The following is a 12,326-nucleotide window of genomic DNA, read 5'->3' as shown; positions in this document are numbered from 1 at the left end:
ATGGGCGGCCTGTCAAAGGCCCGCCCATAGCCGCTACTGGGCCATCGATTACTGGATCACCTGGATCACGCGGCGGGTGCCGGGCTCCACGATCACGCGCTGGTCGTTGACCACGCTGTACTCATACTGGCTGTCGGGCACCTGATAGACCCGCACCGTGGACGGCAGGGGCTCGCCCACCACCACCTGCCGGTCCATGCGGACCGAGGGGCGGTTCTCCTGGATCACATAGGTCCGCACGGCAGCCGGGGGCTCGGCCGCGGCGCCCATGGTGGCGCCGACCGCGCCGCCCACGACGGCACCCACAGGCCCGCCAACCACGGCGCCGACAGCGGCACCGCCAACAGCGCCCGTGGCGGTGGACGCCTGGGCGAACGCAAGACCGGGCACGAGGGACGCAAGAAGGGCCCCAGTCACCATAAGACGATTTCGCATGGGATATCTCCTGTTGTTCAGAACCCATGACGAAACGACCGGAACGCGGCTTCGTTCCACTTATGCGAACGCAAGCAGATCGCGACTTATTTCCGGCGGAAAATGGATGATGTCACAAATGATGCCCGCCAACTGAAAACCCACCTAAAAAAGAAGGCTGGACCGCAGCAATGCGATCCAGCCTGATCTTCGGCTTAGCCTCAAGAAGCCAGCGCCCTCCGCGCTCCGTCCATGGGGCGCGGAGACTGTGCAGTGACGTGCGTCAGGCGGACTTCAGCCAGTCGCGCGCCTTCAGCTCCGCATAGGTGAGGTCCAGCACGCGCAGCGCGGTGTCGGCCAGTTCGTCCGCTTCCTGCTTCGACAGGGTGAAGGGCGGGGCGAGGATCATGCTGTCGCGCACGGCGCGCATCACGAGGCCCTCGCGGAAGGAGAAGTCGCGGCAGAGCAGGCCGACCGTCCCCTCCTCCTGCGCGAACTTCGCCCGCTTGGCCTTGTCGGGGGTCAGCTCCAGCGCGCCGATCAGGCCGATCATGCGCGCCTCGCCCACCAGGGGATGGTCCCCCAGCTTCAGCCAGCGCTCCTGCAGATAGGGGCCGATGTCGGACTTCACCCGCCCGATCAGGTTTTCCCGCTGCATGAGGCGCAGATTGGCCAGCGCCGCCGCGCAGCCGCCGGGATGGCCCGAATAGGTGTAGCCGTGGTTGAACTCACCGCCATGTTCGATGAAGCCCTCGGCCATGCGCTCGCCCATGATGACGCCGCCCAGCGGGAAATAGCCGGAGGTGACGCCCTTGGCGAAGGTGATCAGGTCCGGCTCCACGCCCATATACTGGCAGCCGAACCATTCCCCGGTGCGCCCGAAGCCGCAGATCACCTCGTCGGAGACGATCAGCACATTGCGCTCGCGGCAGATCTTCTGCACCTCGGGCCAATAGGTGGAGGGCGGGATGATGACGCCGCCCGCGCCCTGAATGGGCTCGCCGATGAAGGCGCCCACATTTTCCGGCCCCGCCTCGTCGATGGCGCGGGCCACCTCACGGGCGGCGTGCAGGCCGAATTCCTCGGGGGTCATGTCCCCGCCCTCGGCCCACCAATAGGGCTGCTGCACATGGATGATGCCGGGAATGGGCAGTCCGCCCTGGGCATGCATGGGCTTCATGCCGCCCAGGCTCGCGCCGCCCACGGTGGAGCCGTGATAGGCGTTGCGGCGGGCGATGAAGATGTGCTTCTCCGGCTTGCCCATGGAGGCCCAGTAATGGCGCACCATGCGGATGACCGTGTCCACCGCCTCCGAGCCGCCGGAGGTGAAGAACACCCGCTTCATGCCCTTGGGCGCCACCTCGGCGATGGCCGCCGCCAGCTCGGTGGCGGCCGGATGGGTCGTCTTGAAGAAGGTGTTGTAGTAATCGAGCTTCTTCAACTGGTCGGAGATGGCATCCACGATCTCGTGCCGCCCGTGGCCCACCTGCGAGCACCACAGGCCGGACATACCGTCCAGGATCTTGTTGCCCTCGGAATCGTAGACGTAACTCCCCTCCGCATGGGTGATGACGCGCACCCCTTCCGCGTTCAGCGACTTGGTGTTCGAGAACGGGTGGAGATGGTGCTCGGCGTCGAGGTGGCGCCAGTGGGCGGTGGAGTTGGAGACCGGGGCGGATGTCACGATGGGCACACTCCTGGGTTGCAGTCAGCCACGCTTGGACAGGCCCCGGCGGGACGCCGGGGCGGACAGGATCACAAACGGGTCCAGATGGTTTTCAGGTCGGAATATTTGTCGAGCGCGTGAAGCGACTTGTCGCGCCCGAAGCCGGACTGCTTCACGCCGCCGAACGGCACGGTGATGTCATCCGCGTCGAAGCAGTTCACATAGACCACGCCCGCCTTGAAGCGGCGCGCCGCCTTGTGGGCGGCGCCGAGGTCCGCGCTCCACACGGCCGCCCCCAGGCCATAGGGCGTGCTGTTGGCGATCTCCACGCCCTCATCCAGCCCGTCAAAGCCGATGACGGAGAGGACGGGGCCGAAGATTTCCTGCTGGGCCAGGGCGGAATGGGGCTCCACCTGGTCGAACACGGTGGGAGCGACAAACGCCCCGCCCGTCTCCTCCAGCACGGCCGTCCCGCCGGTGACGAGACGCGCGCCTTCCGACATGCCCAGGTTGATGGCATCGAGGATGCGGCGCTGATGCTCGCGGCTCACCACCGCCCCCGCCACGGCGGACGGATCGAGCGGATTGCCCGGCATCCATTTGGCGGCGGCGGCCACCACGCGCTCCACCAGCGCGTCCTTGATCTTGTTGTCCACCAGCAGGCGCGACCCGGCGGTGCACATCTCGCCCTGATTGAAGAAGATGCCGGCGGCGGCGGCCTCGGCCACCGCATCCAGGTCCGGCACGTCCGCCGCCACCACGAACCCAGTCTTGCCGCCCAGCTCCAGCGACACGCGCTTAAGGTTCGATTCCGACGAATAGCGCAGGAAATAGCGCCCCACCTCGGTGGAGCCGGTGAAGGCCAGCGCGTCCACATCCATATGGCGGCCGAGCGCCGCGCCCGCTTCCGCGCCGAGGCCGGGCACCACGTTGAACACGCCGTCCGGTATGCCCGCCTCCTGGGCGAGGGCGGCGAGGCGCAGCGCGGTGAGCGGCGATTCCTCGGCCGGCTTCAGGATGACCGAATTGCCCATGGCGAGGGCCGGGGCGAACTTCCAGGCCGCCATGATCATGGGGAAGTTCCAGGGCGTCACGCAGCCCACCACCCCCAGCGGCTCGCGCAGGATGAGCGCGAGATTCTCGTCCGAGGTGGGCGCCACCTCGCCATAGACCTTGTCCGCCGCCTCGCCGTAATAGGCGATGCAGTCGGCGGTGGCCCGCACGTCGATGGATTTCGCGTCCGAGATGGGCTTGCCCATGTTGAGCGTCTCGGTCAGCGCCAGTTCGTCCTGATGGGCACGCACCAGTTCGGCGAATCGCACCAGGACGCGCTTGCGCTCGCCCGGCTTCAGGCCCGCCCAGCGCCGGTCCTCGAAGGCCGCGCGCGCCGCCACCACGGCGGCGTTCACGTCGTCCGCGGCGCAGGCCGCCACCTGGGCCAGGGGCTGGCCGGTGGCCGGGTTCACGGCGGTGAAGCGTCGCCCGCTGCGCGCGGGCACGAAGCGGCCGCCGATAAAGGCATCCGTATGGAAGGAAGGAATGGCGCCAGGGGCCGCCGCCGCTTGGGGAAGCACGGTCATGCGGAAATACTCCAACAGGTCGCGCCAAAAGCCGCGCCCCGGCAGTTGTTCCTGCGCCAGGGGGCTGAAGGCAGAGAACAGCTTATCCTTAGCCTGTCGCGCGGTGCGAAAACACCCCCTTCGCGCAAGCCGTTGAAAAACGGGGGGCTACGGGCTCAGCCGGCGCGCGGGTCGGCGTGGGGCGACGCCTCCCCATCTTCGTCCTCTTCCTCGCTGACGGGAATCGCATAGGCGCCCGTGAGCCAGCGGTTCAGGTCCACGTCGGCGCAGCGCTTGGAGCAGAAGGGTCGGTATGTCTCCACTTCGGGCTTGCTGCAGATGGGGCAGACCCGGGCGGGGGCGGATGTGGGATCGATGCTCATGCCGCCCGCGTATCCCAGCCGTCGCGCACGGGATAGCCCTCGCCATGCAGCAGCGCGATGGTCTCGGCCAGCGGCAGCCCCACCACGCTGGTATAGGAGCCGGTGATCTTCACCACGAACGAGCCCGCAATGCCCTGGATGGCATAGCCGCCCGCCTTGCCCCGCCATTCCCCGCAGGCGAGATAGGACGTGATGTCATCGCCCGAGAGCCGGCGGAAGCGCAGGCGCGTCTCCACGAGGCGGGTGCGCGAGCGGCCGCGCGGCGAAACCACGCACAGGCCGGTGAAGACCCGGTGGGCGCGGCCGGAGAGCAGGCGCAGGCAATAGTCCGCCTCGTCCTGGATTTCCGGCTTGGGCAGGATGCGGCGTCCCACCGCCACCACCGTGTCGGCGGAGACCACCACGGCCTTGATGCCCGCCTCGCGGGCGCGCAGGGCCACCAGCTCGCCCTTCTGCTGGGCCAGGCGCAGCGCCAGCTTGCGCGGCAGCTCGCCGCGCTCGGGCGTCTCGTCGATCTCGGCGGGCATGAGGTGGTCCGGTTCGATGCCCGCCTGGTTGAGCAAAGCGAGCCTGCGGGGAGACCCCGACGCCAATACGAGCTTCACCTTGTCATTCACGTCTGCGTCACCTCGACCCTGCGCCGGGAGCCCTCCCGGCGTCGCGCGGACGCTAGAGCCTGATCCAGTCAGGTTGCATCGACCTGAGTGGTGAATCAGCCTCTAACTCATTGATAGAGAGCGATTCACGCCTCACCTCGAAGCACCTAAGTGCTTCGAGGTGAGGCGATCGCACTCTAGCCTAAAGGGTTTGCCGTGTGAACGGCCAACTCCACGGGAGACGCCCGAACAGCCTCCCGTGCATCCAATCGTCATCTTCCTGCACATCCCTGCCGTTAGGTCAGGTTCGGGGATTGGGGCGATGGAGATGATTTGATGCGCATTGCGATCGCAGCCGCTTCGCTGCTTCTGGCGTCCAGCCTTCCCGCGCTGGGCCAGCAGACCTACGGACCGCGGCTCGAAGGCTTCGCCTATCCCTATGACGTGAAGACCTTCAAGCTCACCTCCCAGCGCCAGGATCTGGAGATGGCCTATATGGACATCCCCGCCGCCGGGACCGCCAACGGGCGCACGGTGGTGCTGATGCACGGCAAGAATTTCTGCGGCGCCACCTGGGAAGGCACCATCGGCGCCCTCGCCCAGGCCGGCTACCGCGTGGTGGTGCCCGATCAGGTGGGCTTCTGCAAATCCTCCAAGCCCGAGGGCTATCAGTTCAGCCTCCACCAGCTCTCCGCCAACACCCATGCGCTTCTGGAAAGCCTGAAGGTGGAGAAGCCCGTGGTCATGGGCCATTCCATGGGCGGCATGCTGGCCATGCGCTACGCCCTCACCTATCCGGCCGATCTCAGCGGCCTCGTCCTGGTCAATCCCATCGGCCTGGAAGACTAGCGCGCCAAGGGTGTCCCGTCTCTGACGGTGGACCAGTGGTACGCCAATGAGCAGCGCACCACGTTCGAGGGCATCAAGAAATACCAGCAGGCCACCTATTATGCCGGCCAGTGGGAGCCGCGCTACGACAAGTGGGTGGCCATGCAGGCGGGCATGTATACGGGGAACGGCAAGCAGGCCGTCATGTGGAACCAGGCCCTCACCTCGGACATGATCCTGTCCCAGCCGGTGGTGCACGAGATCGAGAAGATCCGCGTTCCCACCCTCCTGCTCATCGGCGAGCAGGACAACACCGCCATCGGCAAGGCCGCCGCCCCGGCGGAGGTGCAGAAGACGCTGGGAAACTACAAGGTCCTGGGCGCTGAAACCGCCCGCACCATTCCCGGCGCGAAGCTGGTCGCCTTCGAGGATCTCGGCCACTCCCCGCAGATCCAGGCGCCCGACCGGTTCAACAAGGAATTGCTGGATGGCCTGCAGGCCATGAAATAGGCCCTCAGGGCCTATCGCCATTCAGAAAAGCGCACCTGATCAGCGCTTTTCGAGGCGTCATGGCCGGGCTTGTCTCGGCCATGACACTCCGGCCTATCTCTGCCGGAACCGCGCGCGGATGCGGGTTTCCAGCTCGTCACGCACAGTGCGATAGGCTTCCAGCCTCTGCTCGCGGTTCCCGGTCTCCAAAGTGGGGTCCGGGGTCGGCCAGTATTCCACTTCCAAAGCGTTGGTGCGGGTCAGCTCCAGCGCCTTGTGGTGGGCATCCGGCGAGAGCGAGATGGCGAGGTCGAAGGCGAGGCCCTCATATTCCTCAAGATCCGCCACGCTGTGCGGCCGGTGGCGCTTCACGTCGAGGCCCAGCTCGTCCATGACGCTGCCCACGAACGGGTCCGGTTCGCCCGCGATCACCCCCGCGGACTGCACATAGATGGATTTGCCGAACAGGTGCTTGGCCAGCGCCTCCGCCATGACGGAGCGCACCACGTTCTGGCCGCACATGAAAAGCACCGCCTGGGGCCGGGCCGAACGCGCGGGCGCGGGCGACGCGGGGGCCTCGCTCACCGTCATCCCTTCCAGTGCAGGGCGCAGATGAGGGTGAACAGGCGGCGGGACGTGTCGAAATCCACCTCGATCTTGTCCTTCAGCCGCTCGCGCAACAGTTCGGAGCCCTCGTTGTGCAGGCCCCGGCGGCCCATGTCGATGGCCTCGATCTGGGTGGGCGAGGCGGTGCGGATGGCCTCGTAATAGCTCTCGCAGATGAGGAAATAGTCCTTCACCACCTTGCGGAAGGGCGTCAGCGACAGATGGTGCTGCACCACCGCGTCCCCCGCCTCGCGCTTGATGTCGAGCACCAGGCGGTTCTCGATGAGCGCGATATGCAGGGTGTAGGGCCCGGTCTGCGGATCATTGGAGGGCGCGAATCTGTTGTCTTCCAACAGGTCATAGATGGCGGTCGCCCGCTCATGCTCCACGTCCGCGCCCGCGCGGCCGATGGACCCCTCGTCCAGGGTGACCGAACAGAGCCGGTTGGTGGATGGTGCCTTGCCGGTCGCGCTCATGATGCCCCCGCCTCACATGCCTGCATTGGAGCGAACCTGAATGGAACGGCCATGGGCGTCCAGGCGCTCCACCTTGGACAGCCGCACGGCGGGCGGTCCCAGAACCGCCAGCGCCTCCGGCCCGCACTTCAGAATGGACGTGCGCTTCATGAAGTCCAGCACGCCGAGGCCAGACGAGAAGCGCGCAGAGCGGGCGGTGGGCAGCACATGGTTGGAACCGCCCACATAATCGCCGATGGCTTCCGGCGTATGGGGGCCGATGAAGATCGCCCCCGCATGCCGCACCCGCGCGGCCAGCCCCTCGGCGTCCGCGCAATGAATCTCCAGATGCTCCGGCGCCACCCGGTCGGACAAGGCCACCGCCTCGTCCCAGGAGGAGACCAGGATGATGGCGCCGTGGGTCTGCCAGGAGGCGCGCGCGATCTCGGCGCGCGGCAGGGTCGCCAGCATGTCCTCCACCGCCGCTTCCACGCGGGCGGCAAGGGCCGGGCTGTCGGTGATGAGGATGGACTGGGCGGCGGTGTCGTGTTCCGCCTGGGCCAGAAGGTCGGCGGCGATCCAGTCGGCATTGGCCTCGCCGTCCGCCAGGATCAGCACCTCGGAGGGACCGGCCACCATGTCGATGCCCACCTTGCCGAACACCTGCCGCTTGGCGGCGGCCACATAGGCGTTGCCGGGGCCGACGATCTTGTCCACGGGCGCGATGGTGGCGGTGCCGTAGGCGAGCGCGGCAACCGCCTGCGCCCCACCCACACGATAAACCTCGTTCACCCCCGCAATGCGCGCGGCGGCGAGCACCAAGGGCGCGATCTCGCCATCGGGCGCGGGCACCACCATGACGATGCGCGGCACGCCCGCCACCTTGGCCGGCACCGCATTCATGAGCACGGAAGAGGGATAGGCCGCCGTGCCGCCGGGCACATAGAGGCCAACCGCCTCCACCGCCGTCCAGCGATGGCCCAGCTCCACGCCCAGCGCATCGGTGTAGCGGTCGTCCTTGGGCTTCTGGCGGGCATGGTGGGATTCGATGCGCGCCTTGGCGAATTCCAGCGCGACCAGCGTCTCCGGCTCGATGGAGGCCAGCGCGGCCTCCAGCTCAGCCTCCGTCACGCGGATGCCCAGCGCGGTGAGGTCCACCCGGTCGAAGGTGCGCGAGAGATCGATCAGCGCGTCATCGCCCCGTGCCCGCACGTCGGCGATGATCTCGGCCACCGCCGCCGCCACATCGGCGGATGCCTCCCGCTTGCTGGACAGGAAGTCAGCGAAGGCGGCGGGGAAGTCGGGCGAGCGTGTATCGAGACGGATCGGCATGCCGCTTCGATAGAACAAGTGCGGCCAAAGGGGAACGGGGTTTCGCCGCGTGCGACGCGCGCGGCCCCCGTGCCGATGGTGTCAGCCCTCGCTCGCCTCCGGAGCGGGCTGGTGGGCGGGCGCCCGCGAACAGCCCCAGGCGGGGCCGAGGTCCGACAGGCGTGCTTCCACGCATTCCACCTCGAAGCGGATGTCCGCACCGCCCGAGAAGGCCAAAGTCACCTCGCCGGAGGGCGCGTCGCTCTCCTCGAAGGTCACGGCCAGCAGGTTCAGCACCGCCTCGCGGTCGCGTGGGTCGAGGCCGCGGAAGCGCACATTGCGCACCCGCTCGAAATGCAACCCCGTGCGGCGGCGCACATATTGCTCGCTCGATTCCTTCTGGTCCCAGTCGAACCGGTTGAGAATGAGCGCGAATCGCTGGGACTTCGGCAAGTAACCCATGTCGCCCGTCTTCACGACCGCATCCTGCAGATGGGCCGAGATGATGGCGAGGTCCTCCTCGTCGAGCGCGAGAAGCTTCAGAGCGTCCATCGGAGCTCTCCTTCCTGATCTCGTCCGCAAATGGCGATGAAACGGGAGCGGATCAAGCCCCGGAACACCGAAGTGCGCGCAGCGTCAGCTGCTGATGCGCTCGATCTGCGCGCCGCAGCGGGCGAGCTTCTCTTCCAGGCGCTCGAAGCCCCGGTCCAGATGGTAGACACGCTGCACCAGCGTCTCCCCTTCCGCCGCGAGGCCCGCAATGACCAGGGAGACCGAGGCCCGCAGGTCCGTGGCCATGACAGGCGCGCCCGTCAGCCGCTCCACCCCTTCCACCGTGGCGGTGTCGCCGTCCAGATGGATGCGGGCGCCCAGGCGCGCCAGTTCCTGGACATGCATGAAGCGGTTCTCGAAGATGGTCTCGGTGATGCGCGAATTGCCCTTGGCCTTGGTCATGAGCGCCATGAACTGGGCCTGGAGATCGGTGGGGAAGCCGGGGAAGGGCTGGGTCTCCACATCCACCGGCAGGATGCCCGCGCCGTTCCGGCGCACGCGGATGCCCTCATTGGTGGCCTCCACCTGCGCGCCCGCCTGTCGCAGCGTGTCGAGGGCGCTCTCCAGCAGGTCCGGGCTCGCGCCCGCCAGCGTGACGTCGCCGCCCGTCATGGCCACCGCCATGGCATAGGTGCCCGTCTCGATGCGGTCGGGCAGCACCGCATGGCGCGCGCCCCGCAGGCGCGGCACGCCCTCGATATGGATGGTGGCGGTGCCGGCGCCGGAAATGCGGGCGCCCATCTTGTTGAGGCAGGCCGCGAGATCCCCGATCTCCGGCTCGCGGGCGGCATTCTCGATCACCGTCTCGCCCTGGGCGGTGGCCGCCGCCATGAGGGCCGTGTGGGTCGCGCCCACCGAAACCTTGGGGAACACGATGCGCCCGCCCTGGAGGCCCTTCGGCGCACGGGCCACCACATAGCCCGCATCGATCTCCAGATCGGCACCGAGCGCGCGCAGCGCATCCAGGTGGAAGTCCACCGGCCGCGTGCCGATGGCGCAGCCGCCCGGCAGCGACACGCGCGCCTCGCCCATGCGGGCGATCAGCGGTGCGATGACCCAGAAGCTGGCGCGCATGCGGGAGACGAGATCGTAGGGCGCCGTGGTATCGACGATGGCGCGGGCGTCGATCTCCAGCGTCTGGCCGGCATGGGGATCGTCGCCGTTGCGCTTGCCGGCGGTGGTGATGTCCACGCCGTGATTGCCGAGGATGCGCTGGAGCAGGGCCACGTCCGCGAGGCGCGGCACATTCTCCAGGGTGAGCTTTTCCTCGGTGAGCAGGCCGGCGATCATCAGCGGCAGCGCGGCGTTCTTGGCGCCGGAAATGGGTATGGTCCCGTTGAGGGTCCGGCCGCCGACGATCCTGATCTTGTCCATGCGCAGAACGCTCCCATGCCGCGCGCGGGGCGCGGCTTAAACGACTTGTCTAACGCGCGCCGCCCGGCGGCACAATGCGGCCGTCCCCCGGGGCCTGTTCCGCCCCCGGCTCCGCGCCCGTCTCCGCCCCCTGCCCGTCCGCCTGTTGTTCGTCCGCGCTCCCGTCGGCCAGATCGGCCACGGCACGCGCGCGCCCCTGGGCCTTGCGCCGCGCGAGATTGGCGCGCAGGGCGCTAGCGAGCCGGGCCTTCTTGTCGTCTTCGGAGGACATGCTGCGAGCGTTAGCCGTGCGACGGGCGGATGACAAGCGTTGCCGCCTGTGCGCCCAGCTCTTGCGCGCCTTCCCCCTTGCAAGACGCCGCCTCTCCACGTAAGAGGGCGCCCTAGGGTCGGACCTGCCTTCGCGGGCGGTTTACCTGTCCCTGCAGGCCACATCGCCTGACGCCGCTTTAGCTCAGCTGGTAGAGCACCTCATTCGTAATGAGGGGGTCGGGGGTTCGAATCCCTCAAGCGGCACCATTTCAAAATTTTTCTCATTAGATTTTAATGACTTGCAGGATTCACTGAAATCCAGCCCACAAATGGCTTTGGCTACCCTCTCGTCTATGGGCGCCGATCTGTGGCGGACCGCTGCGAACGGCAGTGAACGAATGCGCCTTCGCAGGACAGTCGGAGTGCATGACCGCGCGCCTTGCCGAGCGCACTGGCGAAGCTCCCGCTCGCCTCGCGGGAGCGCTCAAGGATGCTCTGCCCGAACGCCTCCAGCGCATCGTTTGCCCCAGCGTCCAGCGGCACCTTCACAGGCTCCGGGTTGCCCAGGGCGTCGGCGGTCATCGCGAGGTGGTGCAAAAGGTTGACCACCTTTCGCGGGAGCCCATCGGATGACCGGCTCTTCTGCCTCAGCGGGCATGTGAACCGGCGGAATATGGGGCGTGTTCTTGATGGCAAGCTTGACTTGCGCCTCCCACTGATCGTGAGTGATCTTTGCGATGACGCTGGCCTGCCCATGGGCACGCCGAACGGCGTGCGGGTCGATGCTGGCAACCAGATCAGGCTGCGTGTCGTGCTCCATGCACCCTGGCGTGTGCTGCGGGCTCGAAGCCCATTCAACTGTTCGGGGTCATGAAGGAGCGGACGGGGCCTGTCTTGACCACGGCCTGAAAAGGCAACCCGGTAAATCGGCCTCCCGCCCGCCTGTGCGGAGTGCCGTAATCACTCCGCACACGCACTCATTTCACCACACTTCAAACAGACACGCCCGGCTATGACGGGCCTTAAGAGGCTCGTAGCCGTCCATCGATCCGAATGCCGATCCACCCTTAGCGCAACCAACCCGGGAACATGGCGCCGAGCGCGCCGCCCACCATCTCCATGGCGATGGCCGCCAGGATGATGCCCATGAGGCGCTTGGAGATGGACAGGGCGGTGGGCGACAGCCGTGAGCCCAGCAGCGGCGCCAGCGCCATGGCGGCGGCGAAGAAGACCAGATAGCCCACGAGCCCCGCATAGAAGCCCACCAGCTTGCTCGGCTCCTGCGTTTCCTGCGCATAGACGATGATGGTGGCCATGGTGCCCGGCCCGAGCGCGATGGGCAGGCCGAGCGGATAGACGCCGGGATTGGACGTGGACTTGAACTGCTCCTTCTCCGCGTCGCTGCCCTTATGGGAGGCGTGGTCGTCGCCGCTGAGCATGGAGAGGGCGATCATCAGCACGATGAGCCCGCCGGCCAGCCGGAAATGGGCCACATCGATGCCGAACAGGCCCAGCAGCGCATGTCCCGCCAGGGCGCAGACGAGGCCGCCAATGGTCACCGTGGCCACCATGGCGATGAGCGTGCTGCGCCGCCCGGCCGGGCTGAGATCCGCCGTCAGGGCCAGGAAGATGGGGACGATGCTCAGCGGGCTCATGATCGCGAACAGCGCGGCGAACAATTTCGCGGTCAGCGTGAAATCCATGATGCCCGGTACTCCCTTATGGCAATCCCGGAGCGCGACCCGATCGACAGGCACCCTCCGGTGGTTCGCCTCCCACCCTGAAATGAAAAGGTTTTACCGAACGGACGGCCATGCAATCCAGATCGGAACCTGCTCAAA

Annotated in this window: 14 protein-coding genes and 1 tRNA gene; 3 read left to right on the top strand and 12 right to left on the bottom strand. The window is 67.2% G+C overall.

Annotated features, from left to right (window positions below):
• Positions 1–48: 48 nt before the first annotated feature.
• The 5 genes from EJJ38_RS05580 to EJJ38_RS05560 all read right to left on the bottom strand — a co-directional run bounded on the left by EJJ38_RS05580 (position 49) and on the right by EJJ38_RS05560 (position 4,639).
• Positions 49–435, bottom strand: coding sequence for a DUF1236 domain-containing protein (locus tag EJJ38_RS05580; RefSeq protein WP_127089134.1), 387 nt, complete (start codon positions 433–435; stop codon positions 49–51).
• Positions 436–697: 262 nt separating this feature from the next.
• Positions 698–2,098 (bottom strand): aspartate aminotransferase family protein, encoded by a 1,401-nt coding sequence (locus EJJ38_RS05575; protein WP_127089133.1) that lies wholly within the window; start codon positions 2,096–2,098, stop codon positions 698–700.
• A gap of 71 nt (positions 2,099–2,169) precedes the next feature.
• Positions 2,170–3,660 (bottom strand): aldehyde dehydrogenase, encoded by a 1,491-nt coding sequence (locus EJJ38_RS05570; RefSeq protein WP_127089132.1) that lies wholly within the window; start codon positions 3,658–3,660, stop codon positions 2,170–2,172.
• A 155-nt stretch (positions 3,661–3,815) separates the two neighbouring features.
• Positions 3,816–4,022 (bottom strand): DNA gyrase inhibitor YacG, encoded by a 207-nt coding sequence (gene yacG / locus EJJ38_RS05565; RefSeq protein WP_127089131.1) that lies wholly within the window; start codon positions 4,020–4,022, stop codon positions 3,816–3,818.
• Entirely contained in the window at positions 4,019–4,639 is a 621-nt protein-coding gene (locus EJJ38_RS05560; protein ID WP_127089130.1) for a Maf-like protein, read from the bottom strand. Before EJJ38_RS05560 ends, yacG begins: the two co-directional genes overlap by 4 nt.
• 315 nt (positions 4,640–4,954) lie before the next feature.
• On the opposite strand from EJJ38_RS05560, the gene EJJ38_RS20855 reads away from it, so the two are divergent.
• Complete coding sequence (locus tag EJJ38_RS20855; protein WP_338021853.1) at positions 4,955–5,467, top strand: alpha/beta fold hydrolase; 513 nt, start codon at positions 4,955–4,957, stop codon at positions 5,465–5,467.
• Positions 5,468–5,494: 27 nt separating this feature from the next.
• Positions 5,495–5,956: an alpha/beta fold hydrolase gene (locus tag EJJ38_RS20850; RefSeq protein WP_338021852.1), complete on the top strand. Its 462-nt coding sequence runs from the start codon at positions 5,495–5,497 to the stop codon at positions 5,954–5,956.
• A 93-nt stretch (positions 5,957–6,049) separates the two neighbouring features.
• On the opposite strand, the gene EJJ38_RS05550 is transcribed toward EJJ38_RS20850, so the two are convergent.
• From EJJ38_RS05550 to EJJ38_RS05525, 6 genes are all read right to left on the bottom strand, one after another.
• Complete coding sequence (locus EJJ38_RS05550) at positions 6,050–6,526, bottom strand: arsenate-mycothiol transferase ArsC (protein ID WP_127089129.1); 477 nt, start codon at positions 6,524–6,526, stop codon at positions 6,050–6,052.
• Positions 6,523–7,017 carry a UPF0262 family protein gene (locus EJJ38_RS05545; protein WP_127089128.1) on the bottom strand — a complete coding sequence of 165 codons (495 nt, stop codon included), beginning with the start codon at positions 7,015–7,017 and terminating at the stop codon, positions 6,523–6,525. Before EJJ38_RS05545 ends, EJJ38_RS05550 begins: the two co-directional genes overlap by 4 nt.
• A gap of 12 nt (positions 7,018–7,029) precedes the next feature.
• Positions 7,030–8,328, bottom strand: coding sequence for a histidinol dehydrogenase (gene hisD / locus EJJ38_RS05540; protein WP_127089127.1), 1,299 nt, complete (start codon positions 8,326–8,328; stop codon positions 7,030–7,032).
• A gap of 81 nt (positions 8,329–8,409) precedes the next feature.
• Positions 8,410–8,859: a DUF2948 family protein gene (locus EJJ38_RS05535; RefSeq protein WP_127089126.1), complete on the bottom strand. Its 450-nt coding sequence runs from the start codon at positions 8,857–8,859 to the stop codon at positions 8,410–8,412.
• Between the two features lie 84 nt (positions 8,860–8,943).
• Positions 8,944–10,233 (bottom strand): UDP-N-acetylglucosamine 1-carboxyvinyltransferase, encoded by a 1,290-nt coding sequence (gene murA, locus EJJ38_RS05530; RefSeq protein ID WP_127089125.1) that lies wholly within the window; start codon positions 10,231–10,233, stop codon positions 8,944–8,946.
• A 49-nt stretch (positions 10,234–10,282) separates the two neighbouring features.
• Positions 10,283–10,504, bottom strand: a complete 222-nt coding sequence (locus EJJ38_RS05525) for a hypothetical protein (protein ID WP_127089124.1) — start codon at positions 10,502–10,504, stop codon at positions 10,283–10,285.
• Between the two features lie 172 nt (positions 10,505–10,676).
• Here EJJ38_RS05525 and EJJ38_RS05520 point away from each other — a divergent pair.
• Positions 10,677–10,752: transfer RNA gene (locus tag EJJ38_RS05520), tRNA-Thr, on the top strand.
• Positions 10,753–11,552: 800 nt separating this feature from the next.
• Here the strand turns inward: EJJ38_RS05520 and EJJ38_RS05515 are convergent.
• Positions 11,553–12,188: a MarC family protein gene (locus tag EJJ38_RS05515; RefSeq protein ID WP_127089123.1), complete on the bottom strand. Its 636-nt coding sequence runs from the start codon at positions 12,186–12,188 to the stop codon at positions 11,553–11,555.
• Between the last annotated feature and the right edge of the window lie 138 nt (positions 12,189–12,326).

Origin of the sequence: Aquabacter cavernae, assembly GCF_003993795.1 — a bacterium.
Lineage (GTDB): Bacteria > Pseudomonadota > Alphaproteobacteria > Rhizobiales > Xanthobacteraceae > Aquabacter > Aquabacter cavernae.
The sequence above is the reverse complement of the archived record's forward strand: the minus strand, read 5'-3'. Positions and strand labels throughout refer to the sequence as shown.